The sequence below is a fragment of the Kocuria sp. KRD140 genome, from assembly GCF_017168375.1.
Taxonomy (GTDB): Bacteria; Actinomycetota; Actinomycetes; order Actinomycetales; family Micrococcaceae; genus Kocuria; species Kocuria marina.
This window is the reverse complement of record NZ_JABFAW010000004.1, coordinates 114,226-140,226: the sequence shown is the minus strand read 5'-3', so window position 1 is coordinate 140,226 and position 26,001 is coordinate 114,226. Positions and strand designations below refer to the sequence as shown.

Annotated in this window: 24 protein-coding genes, 3 tRNA genes, 1 pseudogene and 1 riboswitch; of the genes and pseudogenes, 16 read left to right on the top strand and 12 right to left on the bottom strand. The window is 69.5% G+C overall.

The features are described 5' to 3' along the window. Positions 1–71: 71 nt before the first annotated feature. Together J1M36_RS04840 and J1M36_RS04835 are read left to right on the top strand one after the other, a co-directional pair. Positions 72–365 (top strand): annotated as a pseudogene (locus J1M36_RS04840) (MTH1187 family thiamine-binding protein); the annotation flags it as partial. A gap of 181 nt (positions 366–546) precedes the next feature. Then, the gene (locus J1M36_RS04835) at positions 547–1,491 is read left to right on the top strand and encodes a spermidine synthase (RefSeq protein ID WP_206478759.1); all 945 of its coding nucleotides are present in this window, start codon (positions 547–549) and stop codon (positions 1,489–1,491) included. Between the two features lie 25 nt (positions 1,492–1,516). Here the strand turns inward: J1M36_RS04835 and J1M36_RS04830 are convergent, their stop codons facing one another. Next, on the bottom strand, positions 1,517–2,977 hold the full coding sequence (locus tag J1M36_RS04830) for an NCS2 family permease (protein ID WP_206478758.1): 1,461 nt from the start codon (positions 2,975–2,977) through the stop codon (positions 1,517–1,519). A 249-nt stretch (positions 2,978–3,226) separates the two neighbouring features. Here J1M36_RS04830 and J1M36_RS04825 point away from each other — a divergent pair, with 249 nt between their 5' ends. Continuing rightward, a complete protein-coding gene (locus J1M36_RS04825; RefSeq protein WP_098053573.1) occupies positions 3,227–4,642 on the top strand; it encodes an FAD-dependent oxidoreductase in 1,416 nt (471 codons plus the stop codon). A 159-nt stretch (positions 4,643–4,801) separates the two neighbouring features. Then, positions 4,802–5,896 carry an LLM class flavin-dependent oxidoreductase gene (locus tag J1M36_RS04820; RefSeq protein ID WP_064846455.1) on the top strand — a complete coding sequence of 365 codons (1,095 nt, stop codon included), beginning with the start codon at positions 4,802–4,804 and terminating at the stop codon, positions 5,894–5,896. 38 nt (positions 5,897–5,934) lie between these two features. On the opposite strand, the gene J1M36_RS04815 is transcribed toward J1M36_RS04820, so the two are convergent. Next, the gene (locus tag J1M36_RS04815; protein ID WP_231885557.1) at positions 5,935–7,296 is read right to left on the bottom strand and encodes a D-arabinono-1,4-lactone oxidase; all 1,362 of its coding nucleotides are present in this window, start codon (positions 7,294–7,296) and stop codon (positions 5,935–5,937) included. A 161-nt stretch (positions 7,297–7,457) separates the two neighbouring features. On the opposite strand from J1M36_RS04815, the gene J1M36_RS04810 reads away from it, so the two are divergent. The 5 genes from J1M36_RS04810 (at position 7,458) to J1M36_RS04790 (ending at position 9,846) form a co-directional block, all read left to right on the top strand. Then, the gene (locus J1M36_RS04810) at positions 7,458–8,405 is read left to right on the top strand and encodes a universal stress protein (protein ID WP_206478757.1); all 948 of its coding nucleotides are present in this window, start codon (positions 7,458–7,460) and stop codon (positions 8,403–8,405) included. 215 nt (positions 8,406–8,620) lie between these two features. Beyond that, positions 8,621–8,693, top strand: a tRNA-Glu gene (locus J1M36_RS04805). A gap of 89 nt (positions 8,694–8,782) precedes the next feature. Next, positions 8,783–8,856, top strand: a tRNA-Asp gene (locus J1M36_RS04800). A 75-nt stretch (positions 8,857–8,931) separates the two neighbouring features. Next, positions 8,932–9,004: transfer RNA gene (locus J1M36_RS04795), tRNA-Phe, on the top strand. Positions 9,005–9,390: 386 nt separating this feature from the next. Continuing rightward, on the top strand, positions 9,391–9,846 hold the full coding sequence (locus J1M36_RS04790) for a hypothetical protein (RefSeq protein ID WP_206478756.1): 456 nt from the start codon (positions 9,391–9,393) through the stop codon (positions 9,844–9,846). An 81-nt stretch (positions 9,847–9,927) separates the two neighbouring features. On the opposite strand, the gene J1M36_RS04785 is transcribed toward J1M36_RS04790, so the two are convergent. The 3 genes from J1M36_RS04785 to J1M36_RS04775 form a co-directional block, all read right to left on the bottom strand. Then, positions 9,928–11,574: a glycoside hydrolase family 13 protein gene (locus tag J1M36_RS04785; protein ID WP_318541858.1), complete on the bottom strand. Its 1,647-nt coding sequence runs from the start codon at positions 11,572–11,574 to the stop codon at positions 9,928–9,930. A gap of 336 nt (positions 11,575–11,910) precedes the next feature. Beyond that, positions 11,911–12,825 (bottom strand): hypothetical protein, encoded by a 915-nt coding sequence (locus J1M36_RS04780; RefSeq protein ID WP_064846459.1) that lies wholly within the window; start codon positions 12,823–12,825, stop codon positions 11,911–11,913. Between the two features lie 3 nt (positions 12,826–12,828). After that, positions 12,829–13,635 carry an exodeoxyribonuclease III gene (locus J1M36_RS04775; RefSeq protein WP_064846570.1) on the bottom strand — a complete coding sequence of 269 codons (807 nt, stop codon included), beginning with the start codon at positions 13,633–13,635 and terminating at the stop codon, positions 12,829–12,831. A 415-nt stretch (positions 13,636–14,050) separates the two neighbouring features. On the opposite strand from J1M36_RS04775, the gene J1M36_RS04770 reads away from it, so the two are divergent. Continuing rightward, positions 14,051–15,310 carry a phospholipase D-like domain-containing protein gene (locus J1M36_RS04770; RefSeq protein WP_206478754.1) on the top strand — a complete coding sequence of 420 codons (1,260 nt, stop codon included), beginning with the start codon at positions 14,051–14,053 and terminating at the stop codon, positions 15,308–15,310. Between the two features lie 108 nt (positions 15,311–15,418). On the opposite strand, the gene J1M36_RS04765 is transcribed toward J1M36_RS04770, so the two are convergent. The 3 genes from J1M36_RS04765 to nadE all read right to left on the bottom strand — a co-directional run bounded on the left by J1M36_RS04765 (position 15,419) and on the right by nadE (position 18,696). Next, positions 15,419–16,795: an LLM class flavin-dependent oxidoreductase gene (locus tag J1M36_RS04765; protein ID WP_241246867.1), complete on the bottom strand. Its 1,377-nt coding sequence runs from the start codon at positions 16,793–16,795 to the stop codon at positions 15,419–15,421. Position 16,796: 1 nt separating this feature from the next. Continuing rightward, a complete protein-coding gene (locus J1M36_RS04760) occupies positions 16,797–17,561 on the bottom strand; it encodes a 3-oxoacyl-ACP reductase (RefSeq protein WP_206478753.1) in 765 nt (254 codons plus the stop codon). 45 nt (positions 17,562–17,606) lie between these two features. After that, positions 17,607–17,738: riboswitch (TPP riboswitch) on the bottom strand. A 130-nt stretch (positions 17,739–17,868) separates the two neighbouring features. Beyond that, entirely contained in the window at positions 17,869–18,696 is an 828-nt protein-coding gene (gene nadE / locus J1M36_RS04755; RefSeq protein WP_064846462.1) for an ammonia-dependent NAD(+) synthetase, read from the bottom strand. A gap of 148 nt (positions 18,697–18,844) precedes the next feature. On the opposite strand from nadE, the gene J1M36_RS04750 reads away from it, so the two are divergent. The 4 genes from J1M36_RS04750 to J1M36_RS04735 all read left to right on the top strand — a co-directional run bounded on the left by J1M36_RS04750 (position 18,845) and on the right by J1M36_RS04735 (position 22,677). Then, positions 18,845–19,627, top strand: coding sequence for an enoyl-CoA hydratase (locus J1M36_RS04750; protein WP_098053563.1), 783 nt, complete (start codon positions 18,845–18,847; stop codon positions 19,625–19,627). Between the two features lie 124 nt (positions 19,628–19,751). Continuing rightward, positions 19,752–20,153, top strand: coding sequence for a molybdopterin-binding protein (locus J1M36_RS04745; RefSeq protein ID WP_206478752.1), 402 nt, complete (start codon positions 19,752–19,754; stop codon positions 20,151–20,153). A gap of 20 nt (positions 20,154–20,173) precedes the next feature. Next, on the top strand, positions 20,174–20,944 hold the full coding sequence (modA, locus tag J1M36_RS04740) for a molybdate ABC transporter substrate-binding protein (RefSeq protein ID WP_206478751.1): 771 nt from the start codon (positions 20,174–20,176) through the stop codon (positions 20,942–20,944). Positions 20,945–20,988: 44 nt separating this feature from the next. Further along, complete coding sequence (locus J1M36_RS04735) at positions 20,989–22,677, top strand: ABC transporter permease (RefSeq protein ID WP_342358286.1); 1,689 nt, start codon at positions 20,989–20,991, stop codon at positions 22,675–22,677. A gap of 11 nt (positions 22,678–22,688) precedes the next feature. Here J1M36_RS04735 and J1M36_RS12690 read toward each other — a convergent pair whose 3' ends face one another. The 3 genes from J1M36_RS12690 to J1M36_RS13085 all read right to left on the bottom strand — a co-directional run bounded on the left by J1M36_RS12690 (position 22,689) and on the right by J1M36_RS13085 (position 23,749). After that, complete coding sequence (locus tag J1M36_RS12690) at positions 22,689–22,886, bottom strand: hypothetical protein (RefSeq protein WP_241246866.1); 198 nt, start codon at positions 22,884–22,886, stop codon at positions 22,689–22,691. Then, on the bottom strand, positions 22,865–23,113 hold the full coding sequence (locus tag J1M36_RS12685; protein WP_241246865.1) for a hypothetical protein: 249 nt from the start codon (positions 23,111–23,113) through the stop codon (positions 22,865–22,867). Before J1M36_RS12685 ends, J1M36_RS12690 begins: the two co-directional genes overlap by 22 nt. Before the next feature lie 102 nt (positions 23,114–23,215). After that, entirely contained in the window at positions 23,216–23,749 is a 534-nt protein-coding gene (locus tag J1M36_RS13085) for a hypothetical protein (protein ID WP_342358285.1), read from the bottom strand. 160 nt (positions 23,750–23,909) lie between these two features. On the opposite strand from J1M36_RS13085, the gene J1M36_RS04720 reads away from it, so the two are divergent. Both J1M36_RS04720 and J1M36_RS04715 read left to right on the top strand, forming a co-directional pair. Then, positions 23,910–24,203: a putative quinol monooxygenase gene (locus J1M36_RS04720; protein ID WP_064846468.1), complete on the top strand. Its 294-nt coding sequence runs from the start codon at positions 23,910–23,912 to the stop codon at positions 24,201–24,203. A gap of 9 nt (positions 24,204–24,212) precedes the next feature. Then, the gene (locus J1M36_RS04715; protein WP_064846469.1) at positions 24,213–24,845 is read left to right on the top strand and encodes a hypothetical protein; all 633 of its coding nucleotides are present in this window, start codon (positions 24,213–24,215) and stop codon (positions 24,843–24,845) included. A 147-nt stretch (positions 24,846–24,992) separates the two neighbouring features. On the opposite strand, the gene J1M36_RS04710 is transcribed toward J1M36_RS04715, so the two are convergent. Next, positions 24,993–26,001: permease (locus J1M36_RS04710; protein WP_206478750.1), on the bottom strand; the 1,009-nt coding region annotated here is incomplete at its 5' end.

The window sequence follows — 26,001 nt, the reverse complement described above, 5'->3', positions numbered from 1 at the left end:
TCGGCTGTGCCTCCAGTCTATGGACCGGGGCGGGGGTCGCGCCCGCGCAGTGCCGGTGCCACACTGGTCACATGCTGGTTGCCTTCTCAGTCTCCCCGAGCGGTGGGGACAATCCCGATGCCTCCGTCCACGACGCCGTCGCCGCGGCCGTCCACGTGGTGCGCGAGTCGGGACTGCCCAACCGCACCGACTCCATGTTCACCACCATCGAGGGTGAGTGGGACGAGTGCATGGCGGTGGTCAAGGAGGCCACCGCCGCCGTGGCCGAGTACGGCCCGCGCGTCTCGCTCGTGCTCAAGGCGGACATCCGCCCCGGCCACACCGGTGAGCTCACGGGCAAGCTCGAGCGCCTGGAGTCCGCGCTGCACAGCCACGAACTTGGCCGCTCGAAGGAGCGCCGCGGGATCACGGCAGGCGGTTCCGACGGCGCCGTCGGGCAGGATGCCAACGGCCAGGATTCGGCGGCTCAACGCACTGCAGGCAAGCACGCCGCCGAGCGGAGCGAACCGTCCGCGGACGGCCGACAGTGACCCCTCGCCGCGCTCTGTGAGCAGGAAAGGCCAGAAGAAGAACCGGAAGCAGGCTGCTGAACCCGCGCGGGTGACGTCGTCGGACGCCCCCGGTCTCGTGGAGCGCACCTGGGTCACGGACACCGGCACTGTGGAGCTGCAGCAGGACACGTACGTGCCCGGCGCGTGGGTGCTGCGCGTGAACGGGGTGCCGTCCTCGCACATCGTTCCGGACCACCCGGAGCAGCTGGAGTTCGAGTACATGCGCTGGTTCTCCACGGTGGCCGAGGAGCACGTCTCTTCCCGCCTGGATCCCACCGCGCTACGCGTGCTGCACCTGGGCGGCGGCGCGTGCTCGATGGCCCGCTACCTCGCGTGGCGCTACCCGCAGGCGCGGCAGGTGGTCGTGGAACTCGACGCCGCCCTCGCCCGCCTGGTGCGCGAGTGGCTGGAGCTGCCCCGCGCGCCCCTGCTGCGGATCCGGGCGGGGGAGGCCCGCGCGGTGACCGAGTCCCTCACTGAGGGGTCACGGGACCTGGTGATCCGCGACGTCTTCGCCGGTGAGCAGACGCCTGGGCACCTGCGCACACTGGAGTTCGCGCACCACGTGGACCGGGTGATGGCCCCGGCCGGGCTCTACCTGCTCAACGTGGGGGACACCCGCAACCTCAAGGGGACGCGCGCGGAGATCGCGGCGCTGCTGGAGGTCTTCGAGCACGTGGCCGCCGTGGCGGACGCGGCGATGCTCAAGGGCCGCCGCTACGGCAACGTGGTGCTCGCCGCTTCCCACGCACCGCTGCCGCAGGCCGGTTCCGCCGACGCCGCCGCGCTGGCCCGCGAGCTGCTCGGCGGTTCCCTGCCGGCCCAGTACAAGGACACCGCGTGGTGCCGCGAACTGGCCGCCGGCACCCAGCCGTGGCACGACAAGCCGGCGGACCCGATCCCGGAGGGGCCGGTGACGGGCGGAGACGACGCCGCGTAGCGCCGTCGTCGTCAGGGAACGGGCGTCAGGCCGCCCAGCCCTCAATGACGCCCACGCCAAAGAACATCACGAAGGCCAGCGCCACCACATACATCAGCGGGTGGACGTCCTTTGCGCGGCCCTGGACGAGACGGATGAAGACGTAGGAGACGAAGCCCGCACCGATGCCGTCCGCGATGGAGTAGGTGAACGGCATGACGGCGAAGGTGAGGAAAGAGGGCACGGCCACGCCCCAGTCCTGCCATTCGATGTCGACGACGTTGCGGGCCATCAGGAAGCCCACGACGACCATGGCGGGGGCCACCGCCTCGAACGGGACCAGGCTGACCAGCGGCGTCAGGAACATCGCAGCCAGGAACAGTGCGCCCGTGACGACGTTCGCGAGACCCGTGCGGGCGCCGTCGGCGATCCCCGTGGAGGACTCCACGAAGATCTGGTTGGAGGACGCGGACCCGGCGCCACCGGCAACGGCACCCAGCGCGTCCACGAGCAGCACACGGTCCACGTGCTCGATCTGGCCGTCCTCGGCCACAAGACCGGCCTGCTGGGAGAGCCCGACCATCGTGCCCATCGCGTCGAAGAACACGGACAGCAGGATGGTGAAGATCAGCAGCAGGCAGGAGATCGCCCCGAGCTGCTGGAACGCCTCCAGGGGCGCCGCCGAGCCGATCAGGGAGAGGTCCGGGAGGCCGAAGAACCCGTCCGGAGTGGCGGGCACCACGAGCGACCAGCCGTGCGCGTTCTCGGTGGAGGATCCCGAGGGTGCCACCGCCTCCAGCACGTGCGCCAGGACGGTGGTGAGCACCACCGAGATCAGGATTCCGCCCTTCACATTGCGCACCATCAGCGCCACGGTCAGCAGCAGCCCCACCACGAAGGTCAGAGTGGGCCACCCGAAGAGCTGGCCCCCGCTGCCCAGCTGCACGGGCACGGTGGTCCCGGCGGCGTCCGGCATGCGGCGCACGAACCCGGCGTTGACGAAGCCGATCAGGGCGATGAACAGTCCGATGCCCACCACGATGGCCGTCTTCAGCGACGCCGGCACCGCGTTGAACACGGCGGTGCGGAAGCCGGTGAGCACCAGCACCACCATGATCACGCCGGCCCAGATCACCAGGCCCATCACCTCGGGCCACGTGAGCCCTGGGTTGGTGGCGATGGTGACGGCGAGGAACGCGTTGACGCCCAGCCCCGCGGCCATGCCGAACGGGGACCGGGCCCACACGCCCATGACGATGGTCATCACGCCGGCCACCAGGGCCGTCACGGCGGCCACCCGCGCGCCACCCAGGGTGTTGCCCGCCGCGTCCTGGCCGTAGCCGAGTACCAGCGGGTTGAGCACCACGATGTAGCTCATGGCGATGAACGTGGCCACGCCACCGCGGACCTCCCGGCCCACAGTGGAACCGCGCCGGGTGATGGAGAAGAAGCGGTCCAGCCCGCCTCGGGGCTCGCTGCGCTGAGCGGGCGGGGTGGATGACGACATAGGGATCCTCACGGGTGGGCGCGTTCGGGCGCCGAACGGGACGGGTGGGGGATGTTTGTGTAGAAATACTACGACGACGCCGCCCGCGTACCGTGCTGCCCCGCCGGTTCCGCAGGGCGGGGCGCGCATGTGGTGCGGGCGGCCACGCGAGCTCCTCCGCGTGGTTAGGCAAGACTGACCCGCGTTCACTACCGTTGATCCAAGTCCCTGCAAGCACGTGAGACACGCGTGCGCGTCGAAAGGAATTCCGTGACAACTTCCAACACCCAACGTCCGCTGCGCGTGGCCGTGATCGGCGCAGGCCCGGCCGGCATCTACGCCGCGGACATGCTCACCAAGACCGAGGCGGTCCGTGAGGGTGAGCTCGAGGTGAGCGTTGACCTCTTCGACCGTTACCCCACCCCGTTCGGGCTCATCCGCTACGGCGTGGCCCCGGACCACCCCCGGATCAAGGGCATCATCACGGCGCTGCGTTCCATCCTGGACCGCGGTGACATTCGGTTCTTCGGCAACGTGGAGTACGGCAAGGACATCACCCTCGGGGAGTTCCTGACCCACTACGACGCCGTGATCTTCGCCACGGGCGCGGTCAACGACGCGCCGCTGCAGATCCCCGGCGCGGACCTGGACGGCTCCTACGGCGCCGCCCGTTTCGTGGCGTGGTACGACGGCCACCCCGACTACCCGCGCACGTGGCCGCTCGAGGCCAAGGAGATCGCGGTGATCGGCAACGGCAACGTGGCCCTGGACGTGGCTCGCGTGCTGTCCAAGCACGCCGAGGACATGCTCGTGACCGAGATCCCGGGCAACGTGTACCAGGGGCTGCGCAAGTCCCCGGTCACGGACGTGCACATCTTCGGCCGCCGCGGTCCGGCCCAGATCAAGTTCACGCCGCTCGAACTGCGTGAGCTCGCTAAGTCCCGTGACGTGGACATCGTGGTCTACGACGACGACTTCCAGTTCGACGAGGCCTCCGAGAAGGCCATGGCCGAGAACAACCAGATCAAGGTCATGATGAAGACGCTGCAGAAGTGGCGCGAGGATGATTCCCCCAAGACGGCGTCCCGCCGCCTGCACCTGCACTTCCTGCAGACCCCGGACGAGATCCTCGGGGACGAGAACGGCAAGGTCCGCGCCATCCGCATGGAACGTACCCGGCTCAACGGGGACGCCTCCGTGACCGGCACGGGCGAGTACACCGAGTTCCCCGTGCAGGCCGTCTACCACGCGATCGGGTACCTGGGCTCGCCCCTGCCCGAGCTGCCGTTCGATCCCGAACGCGGTGTGATCCTCAACGAGGAGGGCCGCGTGATCGAGGCAGACGGTTCCCCGGTTCCCGGCGTGTACGCCACGGGCTGGATCAAGCGCGGCCCCGTGGGTCTGATCGGGGCCACCAAGTCGGACGCCCTCGAGACCGTGAACCACATCATGGAGGACCGCGCGTCCCTCGCGGATCCGGATCACCCGCAGCTCGAGGCCGTGGTGGAACTGCTCGAGGACAAGGGCGTGCAGTACACCACGTGGGATGGCTGGCTTGTGCTGGACGAGTACGAACAGAGCCTGGGGCAGTCCTCCCATGACGCCGAAGGCAACCCCCGCGAGCGCGTCAAGGTCGTGGAGCGGGACGAGATGGTGGCGGTCTCCCGCGGAGCTGTCCAGCAGTAGCGCCCATCGGGTCGTCCTCCCCTGCACGCCCTTGGGTCGACGCCTGCCCAGGCGCGGGGTGGGATCGGTTGTGTGTCCTTGAGTGACGTGACGCGTGAGCCTCAGCTCCGTCAGTCGTAGCGTGGCCTGGACCGGACAGTTACGACAGGAGTGTTTCCCATGGCCCCGATGTCCCTCCACTGGTTCCTCCCTACCGCGTCGGATTCCCGCGGCATCGTGGGCGGAGGGCACGGGGCGAGGATTCAGGCCACGGAGACCCTGCGTGGGCCGCGTCTGCCCTATCTGGTGCAGGTGGCGCAGGCGGCGGAATACAACGGTTTCGAATCCGTGCTCTCGCCCACGGGCTTGTGGTGCCAGGACGCTTGGTTGACCACGGCCGCCATCTCCCAGCACACGGAAAGACTCAAGTTCCTCGTGGCGTTGCGTCCCGGAGCCATGTCCCCCACCCTGGCGGCCCAGATGGCGGCCACGTACCAGGACCTCACGGGGGGACGGCTCAACGTCAACGTGGTGGCCGGCGGGGAGTCCACCGAGCAGCGCGCCTTCGGGGACTTCTTGGACAAAGACGGTCGCTACGCTCGGACCGGAGAGTTCCTGGACATCGTGTCCCGTCTGTGGGATCACGAGCCACCCTTCGACTACCGAGGTGAGCACCTCGCCGTGGAGCAGGCCAGGCTGGACTTCCCGCCTGCGCCCCGTCCGCAGGTGTACTTCGGGGGTTCCTCCGCAGCTGCGGCCACCGTGGCTGCGGAACACGCGGATGTCTTCCTCACGTGGGGCGAACCACCGCAACAGGCAAAGGAGAAGATCGACCGGATCCGTGAACTCGCCAGGGCACGCGGACGCGACGTGCGCTTTGGCATCCGTCTGCACACCATTTCGCGGGAGACGTCGGCTCAGGCATGGGCGGTGGCCGAGGGCATGCTCGCGGGCGTGGACGAACGGATGATCCAGGAGCAGCAGGAAGCGCTGCGCCGTTCCGAGTCCGAGGGGCAGCGCCGGATGCTGGATCTGCACGGTGGTTCCGCGACCAAGTTGCAGGTCCACCCCGGCCTGTGGGCAGGAGTGGGCCTACTGCGTGGTGGAGCGGGGACGGCCATGGTGGGGTCCCACCGGGAGGTGGCCGACCTCATGGCGGAGTATGTTGCCGCGGGCATCGACGAGTTCGTGCTCTCCGGATACCCGTGCCTCGAGGAGGCCTACTGGTTCGGCGAGGGCGTCCGTCCGCTCCTCGAAGCCGACGGTCTGCTCTAAGCGGTGAAGGCTCCGCGCAGGGGCGGAACGAGCGGGCATTAGAGTCCCAGCAGCCTCCGGAGGTGGGGGTTGAGCAGGGTGCCCTGGGGGTCCATGGCGGCGCGCAGAGTGAGGAACTCGTCCCACTGTGTGTAGAGGGGCGCGAGTTCCTCGGCGGTGCGGGTGTGCAGTGTGCCCCAGTGGGGGCGGCCGCCGTGGTCCACAAGGATCTGCTCGGCGGCGGTGAGGAAGGTCTGGCTGGGTCGCCGGCCGTACTGGCGCAGGTTGATCCACCCCGTGTATCGGCCTCCCGCGGGGGAGAGGTGCCCCTGGTCCGGCGGGGAGCAGCGCACGGTCATGGGGAACGCGAGGTCGTACACGTGCGCGTCCACCAGGGTGCGCAGTTCGCGCACCGCGGAGGCGGTGGCCTCCAGCGGTAGGGCGTACTCGGCGGCCACGTAGCGCACCGGGCGGGCCACCGTGAACACGCGGTAGGACACGTCCGTGTAGCGCCGGGAGCTCTCCGCGAGGGACTCGATCCGGTTGAGCCGGCTCACCGCACGCGGGATCAGGTTCCCTACGCGGCCCAGCCCGGCGGTCAGGGAGGTGCGCAGGACGGCGTCGTCCGTGCGTCGCAGCGCCCGGGAGATGAGCGAGGCGGGGCGCGTGTAGGTGTCCGGGAGGCGGTGCAACCGGCTCAGGATACGGGTGTGGGCTACGGTGGTGCCCGGCATCCACGAGAACTCGAAGTGGTCCGCGGCGGACATCCGCTCCTGCATGGTGTCCAGCAGGGATCCGATCGGCTCGCGGAACTCGGCGCAGTGCAGCCGGAACGCGTTGACGCATTGGAACGTCACGGAGACCACCACGCCCAGCACGCCCAGGTTCACCCGGGCGGCGTCGAGCAGCTCGGGGCGGTGGGTCTCGGAGCAGGAGATCAGCTCGCCCCCCGGGGTTGCGAGGCTCAGCCCGACCACCTGCCCGCCCAGCGATGGCTGGCCCAGCCCCGTGCCGTGGGTGCCCGTGGCCAGTGCTCCGCCCACGCTCATGTGCGTGGAGTCGGGCAGGTTGGCCAGCGCCAGCCCGTGCTGCTCCAGGGCCAGGTTCAGCTCCTGCAGCGTGGTCCCGGCAAACACCGTGACCCGCTGGTGGTCCTCGTCCACGGACACCAGACCCTTGAGCGCCGAGGTGTCCAGCAGCACGCCCCCGGTGGGGACCAGAGGGGAGCAGCTGTGCCCGGACCCGGCCGGGCGCACCGCCACGCCCTGCGAGGCGGCCTCCTGGAGAACCTGCAGCACCTGGTCTGAGTCCGTGGGGCGCACGGTCACGGCCGGCTTGAAGGTAAGGTTGCCGCCCCACGACCGCCACGTGCCGCCCCTGACCTGCGCCGCCATGGTGGGGTGCTCGGCTCTTGCGCTCATGGCTCGCCTCCGTTCCGGGGGCTCGGCCCCTCGATGTCGTCCTCCGGGACGCGCTGCGTGGAGCACGCCCCGGGGCTCGTCCATCATCTCACCGCCTCCGCGGTGTGGGGGAGCACACGACTAGGCTGGCACCAGGACATCCTGCCCAGGGAGGGAGCACCATGAACGCACGTGAGGCCGAGATCGTCGTGGGTGTGGACGGTTCCGAGCAGAGCATGGGCGCCCTGCACTGGGCCGCTCGTGAGGCCCGACGGCGCGGCGCGCCCCTCCACATGGTCACTGCCTACTCCGTGCCCATGTTCGGCGGGTCCACGTTCGACGTGGGGTACGCGGCGTTCGACGACACCGCCATGAACCGTGCCGTGGAGGACCTCGCGGGCGAGGCACGACGCCGCGTGGCCGAATTGGACGTGGACGTCCGGTCCACCGTCCAGGCCGGGGACCCTTCCGACGTGTTGCTCGAACTGAGCGAGGACGCCCAGTTGCTGGTCCTGGGTTCCCGCGGTCGGGGCGGGTTGATCGGCCGCCTGCTGGGTTCGGTGTCCACCGCGGTGCCCGCCCACGCGCACTGCCCCGTGGGCATCATCCCCCTTCAGTGGGGCAGGGAGTACCAACTGCACGAGAACGTGAGCCGCCGTCAGGCGTTCGTGGACGGTGTGACCGTGGGCTCGGATGGTTCCCAACAGGCGAGTTCCGCGATGCTGTGGGCCGCGGAGGAGGCCGGACAGCTCGGGGTGCCGCTGACCGTGGTGTGCGCCGCGCCGTCGGACTCCGGATCCTCCGCGTGGCTGCCCTCGCCCGTGGACTTCGACAACCTGCGCGGGGAGATCCAGGCCGCGATCGACGCCGGCGTGCGGTGGCTGCGCGGGCACTTCCCGAACCTGGACATCACCGGCGAGCTCGTGGACGGATCCCCCATCCACGTCCTTGTGGAACGTTCGGCCCAGAACCAACTGGTGGTCACGGGGACCCGCGGTCGCGGCGGATTCGCGGGCATGCTGTTGGGCTCCACGTCCCAGGGGGTGCTGCACAACAGTGCCGGGCCGGCCATGATTGTGCCGTGCATCCGGGACCCGCGACTCTCGGACAGACCGGACGTCGCGATCTGAATCGACGCGGCGCCGCTGCTCGGTGCCGACGCCTGGTGTCGAACGCGATGTGCCCCATCGGGGTGCCGCCCCCCGGGGTGCCATCCCCGCCGTTCCGCGGCGTGCGCGGGCCCGGCGGGACACCGCGCGGGTTTGTGCAACCAAGCCGTTTGCCTCTAAGCTACTCACGGTCCATCGTCCGATATTGCCGCTGGTGATGCTCGGACGGCGTTCTGGCCCCCATCGTCTAGCGGCCTAGGACACCGCCCTTTCACGGCGGCGGCACGGGTTCGAATCCCGTTGGGGGTACGTTTTCCCGTGCGAGGTACCGCGGGGTGAGCGATTTGCACAGTGAGTCGTTCGTCCTGGTAGGATATTCACTCGTTGGAAACAATCAAGGCCCTGTAGCGCAGTTGGTTAGCGCGCCGCCCTGTCACGGCGGAGGTCGCGGGTTCAAGTCCCGTCAGGGTCGCTCAGGCGGCGATGAAAAGGAAACTTTTCGCGCCGTTGCGGCATATCACCGGGGGTTGCCTCCGGGAACGTGCCTGGCTCTGTAGCTCAGTTGGTAGAGCGTACGACTGAAAATCGTAAGGTCACCGGATCGACGCCGGTCGGAGCCACTGAACCCCCGCGTGGCTTCTACACGCGGGGGTTTCTTCATGTCTTCCCGCTTCTCGGAGCTGCCCGACGTTCGCCGGGCGGGTTCCTCGAAGTAGCTCGGCATGGGCCGGGCGGTATCTTCGACCAGCACTGCTGCGGATTGGTGGCGTGGTGGTGGCGTGCACCCGACCTCCAGGGTGCGCCGAGGTTGGGACCCTAGCGTGGAGTGGGCCGTTCGCGGACGCTGCGGAAGGACTGCGCGGTTCCGCTGCGTCGGTCCAGCAGCCCTGGGTCAGCGAGCGCAGCGGGTTCCGACGGCGCGGACGGCCGTAAGAGGCGTCGTCGTCGCAGCGGGACCCGACGCCGGATCGGACGGACCCGGGTGGCCGGATCGGAAGGATCAGCTGTGAATCACCAAGTGCGCGCACTGCTGGCGGGGGCCGGTCTCATCGTGCTCCTCACGGCGTGTGACGCGCGGCAGGGCCAGACCACCACGATCGAACTCTCACCCATCACGCCGTCCGCGAGCGCCGCGCCCCGCGCGCCGTCCGCGAGCCCCGGGGACACCCAGACGTGCTTCGACGTGGCCGAGGTCTACAGCGGCCTGGAGCTGCTGCCCCTCACCGATCGCAGCGAGGACGAGGACGCGAACGAGAACACCCTGGAACAGGCCCTTGAGTCCGTCAGCCGGCTCCGTGGGAAGCTCCCCGCCGAGGTGCGTCCGGCGTTCGACGACGTCCGGGACATCCTCGACGACGCTGGCGCCACCCTCCAGCCCTCGGAGGCCGTGCGGATCCACCGGGCGTTGGAGCCGGCCGAGTCGTGGTTGCGGGCTAATTGCGCAAGCACACCGCGCCACTGATCCCGAGGTCCGTTCCGAGATCCGTTTTGCCCTTCGCCCCGGGCTTCGCCCTTTAGACGGGGGTCAGCCTCGGCGCGGGGATCACGTCAGGCGCAGCCAGACCGCGCTGTCCACGCTCAACCGGTCGTTGACCACGGCGTTCTGGCCACTCGCCAGAAGCAGCTCACCGCGGGAGAGCTCGTCGAAACCGATCTCGCTCTCCCCGAGGTTCGCGGCCACCAGCACGGTCTCGCCGGTCCCGCACGACATGGTGTAGGCGAGGACATCCTGGTCACCCTCGCTCAGGGGATGCCACGCGAACTCGGCCGTGCCCAGTTCCAGGTCGTGCCGGAGTTCCAGAGCCCGGCGGTACAGGTTGAGCGTGGACTGCGGGTCACCCAGTTGGTGGTCCACCGTGATCCCAGCGAAGGACTCGGGCTGCGGCAACCACGGATCCGGACCGAAACCCAGCCCGTCACCCACGGGAGCCCACGGCAGGGGGACGCGAGCGCCGTCGCGCCCCAGCTCCGAACCCGCGGTGCGATGGAAGGTGGGGTCCTGCCGCGCGGCATCCGGCAACTCGGTGTGCTCCGGCAGACCGAGCTCGTCGCCCTGGTAGATGTACGCGGAACCCGGGAGGGAGAGCTCCACGAGGGCGGCGGCGCGCGCCCGGCGCAGCCCCTGACCGGCGTGCGGTTGCTCGTCCTGCGCGCCGATCCCGTTGGGGTAGGCCGTGCGGGAGCTCAACCCGTAGCGCGAGGCGTGGCGGACCGTGTCGTGATTGGAGAGCACCCACGTGGACGGCGCGCCCACGGCCGCATTGGCGCGCAGGGAGATCTCGATGGTGTCCCGCATGCGGTCGCGATGCCACCCGGCCACCAGGAAGTCGAAGTTGAAGGCCTGCTGCGCCTCGTCCGGGCGCACATAGCGAGCCAGGCGCTCGGCGGGACCCACCCATGCCTCCACCACGAGCATGCGATCACCGGGGTACTCCTGAAGCACCGTGTGCCAGTCCCGGTAGATCTCGTGCACCCCGTCCTGGTCGAAGTAGGGGCCGGTGTCCATGGTCTTGCTGGGGCCGTCGGGCTCGTCCTGGGCGCCCTGGGCATCCGTGCCCTCGACCATGTGGACCTGCTCGTCCCAGTCCGGCAGGCCCGGGGCCTTGATCATGCCGTGGGCCACGTCCACCCGGAAACCGTCCGCCCCGCGGTCCAGCCAGAACCGCAGGATCGCCCGGAACTCCTCCCACACCTCCGGGTTCTCCCAGTTGAGGTCTGGTTGGGAAGAATCGAACAGGTGCAGATACCACTGCCCGTCCGGCACCCGGGTCCACGCCCGGCCCCCGAACAAGGACTTCCAATTGTTGGGCGGCTCCTCGCCGTTCTCGCCCCTGCCCTCGCGGAACATGTAGCGGTCCCGCTCCGGGGAGCCCGGCTCGGAGGTCAGGGCGGCCCGGAACCACTCGTGGTCCTCGGACGTGTGATTGGGTACCAGGTCCACGATGATCTTCAGGCCCAACCGGTGCGCTTCCTCCCGCAGCCGGTCGAAGTCCTCGAGTGAACCGAAGCGCGGATCCACGGTGCGGTAGTCCGCGACGTCGTACCCGGCGTCGTGTTGCGGGGAGAGGTAGAACGGGGAGAGCCACACCGCGTCCACGCCCAGGTGCTTGAGGTATGGCAGCTTCTGGGTGACCCCGCCCAGGTCCCCCATGCCGTCCCCGTTGGAGTCCTTGAAGGAGCGGGGATACACCTGGTAGATGACGGCGTCGCGCCACCATTCGGTGCCGGTCGCGGTACGGGCACTGGTGTCGCTGGCGCTGGCAGTGGAGACCGAGGCGGTCTGGTCGGACCGGGCGGAGGGAGCCGTGGTGCGGTGGTCGGAGTGCGTTGAGGGGTCGGAAGTCACGGGATCCAGGCTACCCATCTCCCACGGGGCCTCGCAGCCACCGCGCCACCATCGCCGAACGTCCCCCCGCTTTTACTCAGCTAAAGCAGATTTTCGGACGCTGAGCTGCTTTAGCTGATAAAAGCGCAGGGATGGGTTGGCGCGGATGCGTCGGACGACGGCCCGCCGCCCTTCCCCGCCTCAGTTCGCCTGCTGCAAGTGGGCCAACGGGGCCCAGCGCATGAAGATCCGGCGCAGCGCCGCGGTGGCCGCCGCCAGATCCCCTTCGCGCAGCAGTTCCACGGCGTCCGCCATGTCCCGGGGGCTCTCGTCCGGCTGGAGCCGATCCGCGATGGACCCGTAGTCCAGGCTCACCACGGAGGCAGCGCTGAACGCACCCAGCCACCGCCCCAGGCGGGTGAGGTCCTGCGCGAACGCCGCAGCCTGGCGCGCCTCGTCCGGGAGGTCGTGCTCGTCAGCGCCCCCCGAGGCTTGCTGAGCGGCGTCCTCCACGGTCTGGGCGGCCTGGATCACCCGGCGCGCGGCGGTGTCCGCGGGGGCGATGAGTCGGTGCACCTCGTGCCCGGAGTGGTAGGAGGTCACGTGGTCCTCTGGGGCGAAGGCCGCGAACCACGCGAGCGGGACCACGTACGCGGACTCACGGGTGTACACGGGGTCGAACGTCTCGCGGGACGTGGCCTTCGCAGCGTCGCTGACCTGCTTCTCCGGAACGAGTAGCGGCAGCAACTGGGCGCTGTCGTCGTTCTCCGCGGCCGTGAACAGGCGAAGGGATCGACGCAGCCGTTGCGTGGGGTGGAAGACCGGGAAGTCGCCGGTGGGTCCGGGCAGACGCCGCGAACCGGCGGGTGCGGTGGAGAACGGCATGGTCCACAGCGGCTCGCGTGCGGGCGGGAGCAACGGCTGGGAGGTGTCGGACAGTCGGGCCAGTTGCTCCGAAAGTTCGTGCACGCCCGCGGTAAAGGGGTCCAGGGCGCGGGGGATGCCGGGTGCGTAGGCGGCGTCGAGATCCTGCTGGGGCACGTAGATCCGCAGCGCGAAGCGCATGGGCGGGCCCGTGATGCTGCGGTAGGCGCTGCCCACGTTGATCAGAGGCATGGCTCAGTCGATCTCGATGACGACCGGGGCGTGGTCGGACGCGCCCTTGCCCTTGCGCTCCTCGCGATCGATCCACGCGTCCTGCACACGGGCCGCGAGCGCGGGGGAGCACAGCTGGAAGTCGATGCGCATGCCTTCCTTCTTGGGGAAGCGCAGCTGCGTGTAGTCCCAGTACGTGTACACGCCCGGCCCGGGGTGGCGCTCGCGGACCACGTCCTGAAACCCGGCGTCCTCGATGAACGCGTTGAAGGCCGCGCGCTCGGGTTCGCTCACATGGGTGTACCCGCCATCGCGGAAGAGCTGGATGTCCCACACGTCCTCGTCACGCGGGGCCACGTTCCAGTCACCCACAAGTGCGATCTGGGCCTGCGGGTCCTCCTGCAGCCACTGTTCGGCGTGGCCCTCCAGGACGCGCAGCCACTCGAGCTTGTACGGCATGTGGGGGTCCTCCAGGCCGCGACCGTTGGGCACGTAGAGGGACCAGATCCGCACGCCGTCGCACGTGGCGGCGATCGCGCGCGCCTCCTGGGCGGGTTCCTGGCCGGGTTTGCCGAACGTGGGCTGACCGGGGAACGTGCGCTCCACGTCCTTGAGCCCCACGCGGGACGCGATGGCGACGCCGTTCCACTGATTCACGCCGAAATGCGCCACTTCGTAGCCCGCGAACTCGAACAGCTCCCATGGGAAGTTCTCGTCCTTGGCCTTGGTCTCCTGGATGGCCAGGACATCCACGTCCGAGCGGTCGAGCCACGCCTCGATGCGGTCGGCGCGGGCGCGGATGGAGTTCACGTTCCACGTGGCGATTCTCATGGGGTCCACCGTAGCGAGCCGCGGCCCACGCTGGGAAACCGCGGGCGGACGACGGACCGGGTTCTCGTACGAGGGACCGAGCGGATCGGTTCCGACGGTGTTGTCGCAGGCCTGCGGGGCAGCGGACTCCACGGCTTCGCCGGCCTGGTCCTGCGCCTCGTTCGCGTCCTGGCTGGCCTCGCTCGCGGTGACGTCCGGGGCCACGGATGCGGCGGCGCCCGGGTTCTGTGTGGCGGCGTCGCCCACGAGGTCGTCCTTCCACGAGGGCTTATGGGACGGGGTGGATTACCATTCGGCGGATTCCCGCCGCGTAACACCTCAGTGCCCCTGGTCGCGGGACGGGCGGTGTGAATTCCCAGGGCCGGTCCGGTCATGATCCGGGACGCGCCATGTGACGCCGCAGTAGTGTGAAGTCATGGACGCAAGGCGGGCGCTAGCCGAGATCAGAGAACGCCGTATCCTCCTGAAAGCGGCCGGTGCGGGTGCTGGTGCCCTGCTGGGGGCGCAGGCCGTGGTGATCGCCTCGCTCGCCGGGCTCGACTGGTGGAAGCATCACGGGCGTCAGCAGCGTGACGCCCCGCACCCCGGGACGTTCAACGCGCACGTGCAGGACTCGGACATCACCATCTACACGTCGGGTGAGGCGGTGTACCAGGACATGCTCGATGCCATCGACAACGCCCAGCACTCCATCCACATGGAGACGTTCATCTGGAAGAACGACGAGACGGGTCAGCGCTTCCTGGACGCGTTCAACCGGGCCGCGGATCGGGGCGTGGAGGTGTTCATCATCTACGACGGGTTCGCGAACCTCGTGATCCCGTCCTCCTTCTACGACTTCTCGGACCGGGTCCACGTGTACCGGATGCCGGTGGTGCGCCGCCCGTTCTGGAAAGGGCCCCTGCGGTTCTCGGGCTTCAACCATTCCAAGATCCTGGTGGTGGACGACAACATCGGTTTCGTGGGGGGCTACAACTTCGGTTCTCTCTATTCCCGGCAATGGCGGGACACGCATATCCGGGAGATCGGGCCTGCGGTATGGGGGTTACGCAGCTCCATCGCGAGCGTGTGGAACGAGGACCGGGACCCGGAACACGCCATCGACTGGGTGGCGCCCAAGAATTGGGACCCGGAGGTGCGGGTCTCCGCGAACCTGCCCATCCAGCTCGTGTACCCCATCCGCGAGATGTACATGAACGCGATCAACAGGGCGCAGCACCACATCTGGGTGAACACGCCCTACTTCATCCCCGACCAGCAGATCCTGGACTGCCTCCTGGACGCGGCAGCTCGCGGGGTGGATGTGCGGATCATGGTCCCCAAGGACTCCAACCACATCCTGGCGGACTGGGTGTCCCGCGGGTTCTACGGCCAGTTGTTGGAGGGTGGGGTCACCATCTTGCTGTACGCCGCCTGCATGATCCACGCCAAGACCGCCACGGTCGACGGCGAGTGGTCCACCGTGGGCACCGCCAACATCGACCGGCTCTCCCTCTCGTTCAACTACGAGACCAACGTGGAGATCGTGGACCCGGATTTCGCGGCCGAGATGGAGAAGGTCTTCCTCGCCGACTACGAGCACTGTGAGGAGCTGTCCTCGCCCCAATGGCGCGATCGCCACCCCATGGCCCGGGTCGCCGAGACGATCCTGGTACCGCTGCGCCCGTTCCTCTGACCGGACCCTCCCGATCGGCGACGACGCCGCTGACGCCACCGACGATGCCGCCCCGCCCACCGTGCGGGGCGGCGTCGTCGTCCTGTGGCGGGGTTGCGCAGCGGGGCCTCAACCCCGCGTGAGGTGACCCCTCAGCGTGGTGGCGGTGTACGCGGTGCGGAACAGGCCGCGGCGCTGGAGTTCGGGGACCACGAGGTCCACGAAGTCGTCCAGGGAGTCCGGCTGGACGGGCGGCATGAGGTTGAAGCCGTCCGCGCCGGCGTTGTCGAACCATTCCTGCATTCGATCCGCGATGGACTCCGGGGTGCCCACCATCGTGCAGTGACCCCCGCCGGCGGCGAGGCGGCCGAGCAACTGGCGGACCGTGGGGCGCTCGGCCTCGATGATCCGCAGGATGGTGCCGTAGCGGCCCTGCGGACCGGTGAACTCCTCCAGGGGCGGCAGCGTGGGCACGGGCGCATCTAGGTCCCACTGCGCGCAGTCCTGCTCCACGAACGTGGAGAGCTGTGCGAGCGACTGCTCCACAGGGAGTAAACGGTCCACGCTGGCCTGCTTCTCGAGGGCCTCTTCGTGCGTGCGGCCCACGTACGTGACCAGACCGGGCATCACGATCACGGAACCGGGATCACGCCCGGCGCGGGCCACTTCGGCCTTCACCGCCGCGTAGTACTCCTGCGCGGCGGGCAGGTCGTAGGCCACGGCGTAGATCCCCTCTGCAAAGTCGGCCGCGAGTGCCTTGCCGGGCCCGGAGGCACCCGCTTGGAAGAGGACCGGTTCCCCCTGGGGGGAGGGCGGAACCGTGAGGGGTCCATCCACCAGGAAGTGGCGGCCCTCGTGGTGCAGACGGTGCAGCTTGGAGGGCTCAGCCCACCGGCCCTCCGGGTCTGCGGTGACGGCGTCCTCGTCCCAGCTGGCCCACAGGGCGCGGGCCACCTCCACGAACTCGCGGGCGCGCTCGTAGCGCTCATCCTTGGTCGGCATGGCCCGGTAGCCGTGGTTGCGGGCCTCGGAGTCCCACATGGAGGTCACCACGTTCCACCCCGCTCGCCCGCCCGAGATGTGGTCCAAGGACGCGAGCATCCTGGCCGCGTGGAACGGGGTGAAGAACGTGGTGGACACCGTGCACACCAGGCCGACGCGCTCGGTGGCCCGCGCCATCGCGGACAGCGCTGTCAGGGGTTCCAGGCTCCAGCGGGGTCCGCCGGAGACGTCACCCACGCTGTGCCCGTCCGCGAAGAACACCGCGTCGAACAGACCGCGTTCGGCAGTCCGCGCGAGCTCCTCGTAGTAGGCGATGTCCGTGAGGCGGTGCACCGGGGAGCCCGGCGCGCGCCACGCGGCCTGGTGGTGGCCGGCCCCGTAGAGGAAGGCGTTGAGGTGCAGCGTCCGGGCGGGTGTCCCGGGCGGCTGGTTCACCTGGGTGGGACGGGTGGACGCCGCAGGGGCGGCGGACGGGGTCCGCGCGGTGTCGTGCGGGGCGGCCATGTCAGTCCATCACCAGTCCACCGTCGACCACGAGGTTCTGCCCGGTGACGCCGCGGGACCAGTCGGAGGCGAAGAAGAGGGCGGTGTCCGCGAACTCCTCCGGGCTGGTGACCCGACCCAAGGGCGTACCGGCGGCAATGGCGTCGAAGACTTCGGCCGGGGTAGCGGCACTCGCGTCCGTGGTGCGTAGCAGGCCACCGGAGATCATGTTCACGGTGATGCCCAGGGCCCCCAGGTCCTTGGCCGCCGTGCGGGTGAGGGAGAGAAGGGCGGCCTTGGCTGCGGTGTAGTCGTGGTAGGGGACCACGGGGTTCTGGAAGAGATTGGTGCCGATGTTGATGATGCGCCCGTGTCCGGACCGGCGCATCCCCGGGACGACCGCCTGGATCACGTTGAGTCCGCCCACGACCGCGCCGGTGAACTGCTGGGAAAGATCCTCGGCGGCGAGGTTTTCGAGCGAGGGGCGGGCGTCCCCGTTGAAGCTGAAGTCCACCAGCGCGTTGTTCACGGCCACCGTGATGGGCGCACCGAAATGGTCCTGGGCGAGTGCCACCATCTGCTGCACCTGCCCGGCATCGGTCACGTCCGCCCGAACGGCAATGACCTTGTCCTCACCGAGTTCGCGCACCAGTGAGCGGGCGCGGTCCTCGCTCGTGTGGTAGTTCACGACCACCCGGGCGCCTTCGCGGGCGAAGGCTCGGCTGAGGTGTTCACCCAGACCCCGGGCTCCCCCGGTGATCAGGACGATGGTGGTGTCGATCCGCATGCTCACTCCTGTGGCTCACGGCGAAGAACGCGGTGCGCCACCCGTGCGGTGCCACCGTGACATCCCTTCGCCAGTACTAACTGGACAGGTTCGACGGGTGTCATCTCAGCCATTGCATCCAGGGCTCCCCGGCCCGGTGGGTCGTGGGAACGTGCAGCGGCACCCCGTGTCACTGGGCCCAGTCTAAGCACAGGGGGGCCGGACCGGGGTCGCGCACGGCGCAGGCCGTCGGAGGGCATGGCCAATGCGGTTGTCCAGCGCAGTCAGGCCAGGGTCGTCCCCTTGGACATCGCGCGGACGGGGAGGATCAGCCCTCCCGCCACCACTCGTCCGCCGGGGTCACCGGGACCGTGCGCTTGTGGCGGGTGCGCAGGAACGTGCTTTCGATCTTGCGGGCCACCTCCTCGGGGACGTCCTTGCCCTCGAGGAAGTCGTCGATGTCGTCGTAGCGCAGGCCCAGCTCGTCCTCGTCCGTGCGCCCGGGGTTCTCGTCCAGGAGGTCCGCGGTGGGGACCTTGCCCACGAGTTGCTCGGAGGCCCCCAGGTACGCGAGCACCTGGCGGTTCTGCCGTTTGTTCAGCCCGCCCAGGGGCAGGACGTCCGCGCCGCCGTCGCCGAACTTGGTGAAGAACCCGGTGACCGATTCCGCCGCGTGATCCGTGCCGATCACCAGCAGGTTGTGGTCCCCGCCCACCGCGTACTGCGCCGTCATACGCACGCGGGCCTTGGTGTTACCGCGGGTGAAATCGGTGAGCTGCTCACCGGTCGCGGCACCGTAGGCGGACTCGAAACCGCGGACGGCCGGCGCGACGTCGTACGTGATGACCCGGTCCGGCTGAATGAATTCGAGCGCCGCCTGGGCGTCGGCCTCGTCGTGCTGGATCCCGTGAGGCAGCCGCATGGCCACGAACTCCGCCTCGATCTCGTCCTCGCGCAGTTTCTCGACCGCGAGCTGAGCCAGGCGCCCGGCCAAGGTGGAGTCCAAGCCGCCGCTGATCCCCAGGACGAATCCCGCGGTGTGCGTGGCCTTGAGGTAGTCGCTCAGGAAGTCGACGCGGCGTTGGGCCTCCCGCTCCGGATCGATCTGCGGAGAGACGCCGAGCTCGGCAACGATCTGTGCTTGCAATTCACGCATGCGTCCATGCTAGTGGCCGGTTCCCGCGGGGACAGGGGCCTACCGCCAGCCCGTCCCGTGGCCCGGAGGACGGAGGCCGGCGCTGGGCCCCGGTGCTGGACCCCCACGCTCGGACACGCCCCCGAGGGACCTATGAGATGCTGATCACATGAACGAGAACTCCTACGAGACCATTGAAGTCCGCCGCGAGGGACGCGTGGGTGTCATCACCCTGAACCGTCCCAAGGCACTGAACGCGCTGAACGAACAGACCATGCGGGACGTGGTGGCCGCCGCGACCGAGCTGGACCGTGACTCGGGGATCGGCGCGCTGATCCTCGCAGGTTCGGAGAAGGCCTTCGCGGCCGGTGCTGACATCAAGGAGATGTCCGGCAAGTCCGCGTCCGATATGTACCACGAGGACTTCTTCGCGGGGTGGGACGCTTTCGCCCGGCTGCGCACCCCCAAGATCGCCGCGGTGGCCGGTTACGCGCTCGGCGGTGGGTGCGAGCTCGCGATGATGTGCGATCTGATCCTCGCCGCGGACACTGCAGTGTTCGGTCAGCCCGAGATCGCCCTGGGTGTGATCCCCGGGATGGGCGGCACCCAGCGCCTCACCCGCGCCGTGGGCAAGGCCAAGGCCATGGACATGATCCTCACCGGACGGCAGATGCGCGCCGAGGAAGCCGAGCGTTCCGGTTTGGTCTCCCGCGTGGTCGCAGCGGACGAGCTCATGGACACCGCCCTGGAGGTCGCCGGAAAGATCGCGGAGATGTCCAAGCCCGCGGCCCAGCACGCGGTCGAGACCGTCAATGCCGCGTACGAGTCCGGGTTGTGGGCCGGCGTCCAGCACGAGCGGCGGGTCTTCCACGGGCTGTTCTCCACCGCGGACCAGAAAGAGGGCATGTCCGCGTTCGCGGAGAAGCGTAAGGCGCGGTTCTCCCACGAATGAGCCCTGTAGGGGACGACGACGCCGCGCGGCCCGGTCCGCGCGGCGTCGTCGCGTGTCAGGTCAACACCACGCAAGTGCGGTTCAAACAGGGCCGTGGTTCCGCAGATGCGGATAAACTGCTCCCATGACCCACCTCCGTATCTCCCAGGCCGCGACCTTCGTGGGCGTCAGCGACGACACCGTCCGGCGGTGGATCGAGCAGGGCACGCTCACCGGGCACAAGGATTCCGCGGGGTACGCCGTGGTGGACGGCGCCGAACTCGCGGCATACGCGCGCGACAACGCCGTGAGCCCTCAGGATCCCGCCGGGGTGAACAGTTCGGCGCGCAACCGCCTCGTGGGACTCGTGACCGCCGTGACCTCCGATCCCGTGATGTCCCAGGTGGAGCTGCAGTGCGGCCCGCACCGGATCGTCTCGCTCATGAGCTCGGAAGCGGTGCGTGACCTGGGGCTGGAACCGGGGTCCGTGGCCACGGCCGTGGTGAAGTCCACCGCGGTCATCGTCGAGACCGAGGGGCGCAAGTGATGGGGCGCGCGGCGACACGCATGCGCGCCCTGGCTTGCTCGGTGAGCGCGGTGGCGCTCTCCGGATGCGCGGGAGCGTCGGACGGGGGAGGGGACGCGGCGTCGTCGTCCGATCAGGAGACGACCCTGCGGGTGTCCGCGGCGGCCTCGCTGACCCATTCCTTCGACGAGCTCGCGCGCACGTTCGAGGCGGCGCACCCGGGGGTGAAGGTCAGCATGAACTACGGAGGCTCGTCCGGGCTCGTGCAACAGCTGACCCAGGGCGCCCCCGCGGACGTCTTCGCCTCCGCTGACCAGAAGAACATGAAGAAGCTCACGGACGCGGGCCTGGCCGCGGGGGAGCCGAGCGTGTTCGCGACCAATGTGCTCACCCTCGCGGTACCCAAGGACAACCCCGCGGACATCACCTCCTTCCGGGACGTGGTGGACCGGGACGTCAAGCTGGTCACGTGCGCCCCGGAGGTACCGTGCGGTGCGGCCACGCAGGAGATCGAGAAGGCCAACGGTGTCGCGCTTCACCCCGTGAGCCAGGAGAACGCGGTCACGGACGTGCTCGGCAAGGTGACCTCCGGGCAGGCGGACGCGGGGATCGTGTACGTCACGGATGCCAAGTCCGCGAAGGACAGGGTCACGACCGTCGAGATCCCGCGCACGGATCAGGCGGTCAACAACTACCCCGTGGTCGCCCTCAAGGATTCCGCGGAGCCGGAGCTCGCCCGGCAGTTCGTGGACCTCGTCCAGGGTGACGAGGGCCGGAAGGTCCTGGGGGACGCGGGCTTCGGCGCACCGTGACGCGCGGGTTCGTCACGACCCCCCGGTGGATCCTGGTCCCGGCGGTGGCGGGGGCGTTGGTCATCCTGTTGCCCTTGCTCGGCATGGTGCTGCGCATCGATTGGGCGCACCTGGGGGAGTTGCTCACGAGCGAGTCCTCGCTCGCCGCGCTGTGGTTGAGCCTTCGCACCGCGGTCGTGTCCACGGCGCTGTGCCTGGTGCTGGGGTGCCCGCTCGCCCTGGTTCTGGCCCGTTCCACCGTGCGCGGCCTCACGCTCCTGCGCTCACTGGTGCTGCTGCCGCTCGTGCTGCCACCTGTGGTGGGCGGTATCGCGCTGCTGTACACCTTCGGACGCATGGGTTTCCTGGGCGGCACCCTGTCCTCGGCGGGCGTGGACATCGCGTTCACCACCGCGGCCGTCGTGTTCGCCCAGACGTTCGTGGCCCTGCCGTTCCTGGTGGTCTCCCTGGAGGGCACGCTGCGCACCGCGGGCGTTCGCTACGAACGGGTCGCGGCGGGCCTTGGTGCATCCCCCACGCGCACCCTGTTCCGGGTCACGCTGCCCCTGGTGCTGCCCGCAGTGCTCTCCGGGGCCGCGCTGTCCTTCGCGCGCTGCCTCGGCGAGTTCGGCGCCACCCTCACGTTCGCGGGCAGCCTGCAGGGCGTGACCCGCACGCTCCCGCTCGAGATCTACCTGCAGCGCGAGACCGATCCCGACGCCGCCGTGGCCCTCTCCCTGCTGCTCGTGCTCGTTGCTCTGCTCGTCGTGGGGGTCAGTGCTCCCTCCCGACGACGCCGCGGCGCCGGCTTCCGCGCCAACCTCACCCGGTGGTTCGCGCCGGGTCCGCAGTGGGGTCCCCATCCGGAGGGATCACGGCCCCGGTCCGGTGGCTCGACGCAGTCCTCGAAGGACAGCCGCACTGCCCATGCGGTCGGTGACCGACCCGCGGCCGGGTCTGGGACGGCGGACGCCGGGGCCGGGCGAAATGGCGCCGTGGTCAGGACCGCAGCCGCATCCGCGGTTGCACCCGGGGGCGCGTCGGGCCTAGGGGTGAGCACGCCCCGCGTAGCGGGGGAGGCGCCCGGACTGATGGTCCGTGTTGAACACGACCGCCGCCGTGTGGCCGCCGAGTTCACGGTGGAGCCGGGAACCACCGCGGCCCTGATCGGGCCCAATGGCGCGGGGAAGTCCACCGTGTTCGACGTGATCGCGGGCCTGCTGGCCCCCGACCGCGGTGAGATCCGGGTGGGGGACGAATCCGTGCTGCGCGCCGGTGGGGCGGCCCAGGACATGTGGGTCCCGGCGCATCGCAGGGGCGTGGCCCTGATGGCCCAGGAACCGTTGCTGTTCCCCCATCTCAACGTGCTCGACAACGTGGCCTTCGGCCCCCGGGCGAGTGGCGCGGGGAAGGCGATGGCGCGGCGTCGTGCCCTGGCGTGGCTGCGCGAGGTGGACACGCGGGCGTTCGCCCAGCGCATGCCGGACGAGCTGTCCGGCGGGCAGGCCCAGCGCGTGGCGATCGCGCGGGTGCTGGCCGCCGAGCCGCGCGTGATCCTGCTGGACGAGCCCCTGAGCGCCCTGGACGTGACCGCGCGGCCTCGGATGAGGAAGGTGCTCCAGCGGGTGCTCGCCGGGCGCACCGCAATGATCGTGACGCACGACCCGCAGGACGTGGCCGAGCTCGCGGACCATGTGGTGCGGCTGGAGCGGGCCGGCAACAGGGATCCGGCACCGCGCACGACCGCCGACTGAGCGCGGCGCGCCTACTTCACCTCGCGCGTGAGCACACGCCAGATCCCGATCACCAACGGGACGGACAGCAGGGCGAGGCCGAACGCCGCGCCCTGTAGCACGGCGATCAGCTGGGTGAGCCACCCACCCGCGAGCTGTCCCCAGTCCGGATCGGGATTCAGGGACTGGCCGGTCAGCGCGGCGAGGATCAGGAAGGCCACGAGGGCCATGACCCAGGCGAGAGCACCGCGATGGTGCCCAGCGCCGCCACCGAGAGCAGTTTGGCGAGGACCACGCGCAGCCTGCGGGGTTCCTGCGTGAAGGGGATGAGCGCGGTGCGCTGGCTCCACTCATTGCATGCCGTGATGATCCCGAGCACGGGCAGCAGCAGACCCTGGGGGTCGTGGTCACGGCCAGGGCCGCCGACAAGGGTGCGCCGTCGTTGCGTGCGACCCACATCAACAAGCCCAGAGCCAGAGCGGTCAGCATGCCGATGGCGATCAGCAGACCGCGCCCGGCGCGGGTGCCCCCCGCTTGCGCAGCTCGACGCGCGGCAGGGTCAGGGGCACACGGCGTCGAGCTCCAGCATCTCGTCCACCCGCGCCCTGCCCGCATCCGTGATGGTGGCGGAGAGCTGCAGCACCTCGCGGCCGGTGCGTCCGGGGTGCTGCGCAGCGGCGTCGAGCATCACGCCCACGTGTCGGCTGGGGTTCGGCAGCTCCGCGTAGCGGCGGCCCAGCACGAGCGCCTCACACGAGCTCGCCGGCGTGAGACCGGTGAGCATCCGCAGCCACCGAGGCAGGCGTGGTTTGTGGACATGTGCCTCCCACATGTCCAGGTCGATGGTGACCCCTGGGCCCACCGAATCCTGCACCCTCCCTGCGAGTCGTTCGCCCTCACGGCGGCTGGCCTCCCGCTGCTCTGCCGTTGGCCAGCCCCTCTCGTGGTCGAAGTTCCGAGTCCAGACCAGGACGTCCCTGGTGAGTTTCAGCGGGAGGGGGAAGTCCTCCTGGTCCGGGAGACCGTTCTCTCCCCAGAACGGCCAGCTGAAGGTGTACTCGTTGAACATGCGAACGACGGGTGGTTCTGCCATGGCCGGTGCTCTCGGGTGGACGGACAACGCGTGGTGGGGACATCTTGCCGGGCCACGGTGCACGGCAGCGCATGCCTCCCCGCTGAACCGCGCCAGCTCGGGTCGGTAGCATGAGTCGGGCCGGTGACCGTCCGGCGTCAACATCGAGAGAGGACAACCCATGGCCTTCGTCTGCAGCGCCACCTGGACTGCAAAGCCCGGAGAGGAGGACACCGTGCGTGACGCGCTCTCCCACCTCTCCCCGGCCGCTCGCCAGGAGCCCGGGAACCTCTACTACCAGGCGTACCAGAGCCCGGAGGAGCCTGCCGTGTTCCGCATCTTCGAGGTGTACACGGACGAGGATGCGTTCACGGCCCATGTGAGCTCCGAGCACTTCGACCAGTGGGGAACACGCCAGGCGATCCCCGCCCTGGCGGAGCGCGCGCACAAGACCTACGAGACGCTCGACTTCTGACCGCCACACGTGACCAACTACGAGGGGACAACGTCGCCGCGCCCGGATCCTGCCCCGGCTGAACGAGGGCCCGCATGGGCCCTTGTCCTCAGCGAGGTCTTCCAGGCGCCGCTCGTGCTGGCCGCGCTGCTGGTGGTCCTGCCGTGGACCGTGCACAGGAGCCTCGGGGCACTGCTGTGGGGCGTGATGGCGGCGCTGGCGGTCTGCGGGGTCTCACTCGCCACGGTCACGGTGCTGGCGCGCCGGGGTGTGCTCACCGACCACCACGTGAGCGTCAAGGAGCACCGCCGACCCGTGATGCTGGGGACCTTCGCGCTGGTGGCCGTGTTCCTGGCGGTCAACCTCGCGTTCCACGGACCCGTGGAGGTCACCGGACTGCTCATGGCCACGCTCGCGGCGAGCGCAATGGTCGCGCTCGTGAGCCCGTTCTGGAAGATTTCCGTGCACGGGATGATGATGGGCGGCACTGCGGTGATCCTGCCCGTCGCGGTGGGGCCGTGGGGTCTGCTGTTCCTGCCCGTCGCGGTGGCGGTGTGCGTGAGCCGCCGCGTCCTGCGCGCCCATACGTGGGCCCAGTTGTTCGCGGGCTTCGGTTTCGGGATCGTCGTCCTGGGCGGGATCTACGCACTGATCGCCGGTTGACGACGACGCCGCGCGGCCCGGTGCCGTCGCCGCGCCAGGGGTCATCGTGCCGTCGGCCCATGTACGGGCGGCCGGGGCGCCGACCGCTATGCGGGCGACTCGAGTACCTGGTTTGTTGCCCGGACCAACCGGCCCTGACCCGCCGGCTCAGACCAGCGCGGTGAGCAGCGCTGCGGCCACCAACCCGCCGATCACGACCCACCCGGTGACCAGCAGCGTCTGTTTGGTCCCGAAATGCCGGGCGACCATGATGATCGAGGGGATGCTCAGGGCCGGCAGGGTGATGAGCAGGACCCCGGCCACCCCGTAACTTGCGCCCGCCGCGGTGAGCCCCACGATCACCGGGATCTCGCCGCCGGTGGGGATTACCAGGGCCGCCCCGATCAGGCCCACGATGAGCAGCGAGAAGAGCCCGGCGTGGTCCGCGAGACCCGTGAAGTCCGAGAGCCATCCGGCGAACAACCCCACCAGCAGCACCAGGATCACGTACTCCGGGACGATCACCACCAGGTACCGGCCCAGTGCTCGCCCGAACCGGGTGACCAGCTCACCCCAGTGCTGCGGATCGGCGGGGAGGGCCTCGGGGGTCTGCACCGTGACGGTCGAGAACGTGCGGCTCACGAGCACTGCGGCGATCAACACCACCGGGATGCCCACGGCCACGCGCGTGGTCACGAAGGGCCAGGACATGGTCAGCGCCAGGAACACCAGCACCGCCGGGTTGAGCAAGGGGTTTGCGAGCCAGTACGCCATGGTGGCCCCCGCGGGCGCACCGCTGCGGCGCAGTCCGATGGCCACCGGCGCGGTGCAGCACGTGCACATCATGCTGGGCAGTGCCAGCAGCGCCCCGGAGATCCCCTGACCCCACGAGGTCTTGCGGCTGAGCACCCGCAGCAACCAGCGCCGGGGGACCAGGGATTCGAGGGCCGCGGCCACGAGCAGGGCAACGAGAGCGGCCTTCCATACGGCCTTCAGGTAGACCACGGTGAAGTCGATCGCACCCCGCAACGACGGCGCGGACCCCGGTTCGCCCGCGGAGCCGAAGATCGCCGCACCGTTCCACACCCCGGTTTCGGCGAGCGTCTGGATCTTGGCCTCGTAGGGGAGCCACTTGGCCCAGAACAGCCCGCCCACGAGCTGTCTCTTATACGCATCT

What these genes read in the sequence shown, in the direction of transcription:
- J1M36_RS04830 (WP_206478758.1), bottom strand. Translation starts at nt 2,977, where the DNA reads ATGTCGTCATCCACCCCGCCCGCTCAGCGCAGCGAGCCCCGAGGCGGG.
- J1M36_RS04820 (WP_064846455.1), top strand. Translation starts at nt 4,802, where the DNA reads ATGGCCCCGATGTCCCTCCACTGGTTCCTCCCTACCGCGTCGGATTCC.
- J1M36_RS04815 (WP_231885557.1), bottom strand. Translation starts at nt 7,296, where the DNA reads ATGAGCGCAAGAGCCGAGCACCCCACCATGGCGGCGCAGGTCAGGGGC.
- J1M36_RS04810 (WP_206478757.1), top strand. Translation starts at nt 7,458, where the DNA reads ATGAACGCACGTGAGGCCGAGATCGTCGTGGGTGTGGACGGTTCCGAG.
- J1M36_RS04780 (WP_064846459.1), bottom strand. Translation starts at nt 12,825, where the DNA reads ATGCCTCTGATCAACGTGGGCAGCGCCTACCGCAGCATCACGGGCCCG.
- J1M36_RS04775 (WP_064846570.1), bottom strand. Translation starts at nt 13,635, where the DNA reads ATGAGAATCGCCACGTGGAACGTGAACTCCATCCGCGCCCGCGCCGAC.
- J1M36_RS04770 (WP_206478754.1), top strand. Translation starts at nt 14,051, where the DNA reads ATGGACGCAAGGCGGGCGCTAGCCGAGATCAGAGAACGCCGTATCCTC.
- J1M36_RS04765 (WP_241246867.1), bottom strand. Translation starts at nt 16,795, where the DNA reads ATGGCCGCCCCGCACGACACCGCGCGGACCCCGTCCGCCGCCCCTGCG.
- J1M36_RS04760 (WP_206478753.1), bottom strand. Translation starts at nt 17,561, where the DNA reads ATGCGGATCGACACCACCATCGTCCTGATCACCGGGGGAGCCCGGGGT.
- nadE (WP_064846462.1), bottom strand. Translation starts at nt 18,696, where the DNA reads ATGCGTGAATTGCAAGCACAGATCGTTGCCGAGCTCGGCGTCTCTCCG.
- J1M36_RS04750 (WP_098053563.1), top strand. Translation starts at nt 18,845, where the DNA reads ATGAACGAGAACTCCTACGAGACCATTGAAGTCCGCCGCGAGGGACGC.
- J1M36_RS04745 (WP_206478752.1), top strand. Translation starts at nt 19,752, where the DNA reads ATGACCCACCTCCGTATCTCCCAGGCCGCGACCTTCGTGGGCGTCAGC.
- modA (WP_206478751.1), top strand. Translation starts at nt 20,174, where the DNA reads ATGCGCGCCCTGGCTTGCTCGGTGAGCGCGGTGGCGCTCTCCGGATGC.
- J1M36_RS12690 (WP_241246866.1), bottom strand. Translation starts at nt 22,886, where the DNA reads ATGGCCCTCGTGGCCTTCCTGATCCTCGCCGCGCTGACCGGCCAGTCC.
- J1M36_RS13085 (WP_342358285.1), bottom strand. Translation starts at nt 23,749, where the DNA reads ATGGCAGAACCACCCGTCGTTCGCATGTTCAACGAGTACACCTTCAGC.
- J1M36_RS04720 (WP_064846468.1), top strand. Translation starts at nt 23,910, where the DNA reads ATGGCCTTCGTCTGCAGCGCCACCTGGACTGCAAAGCCCGGAGAGGAG.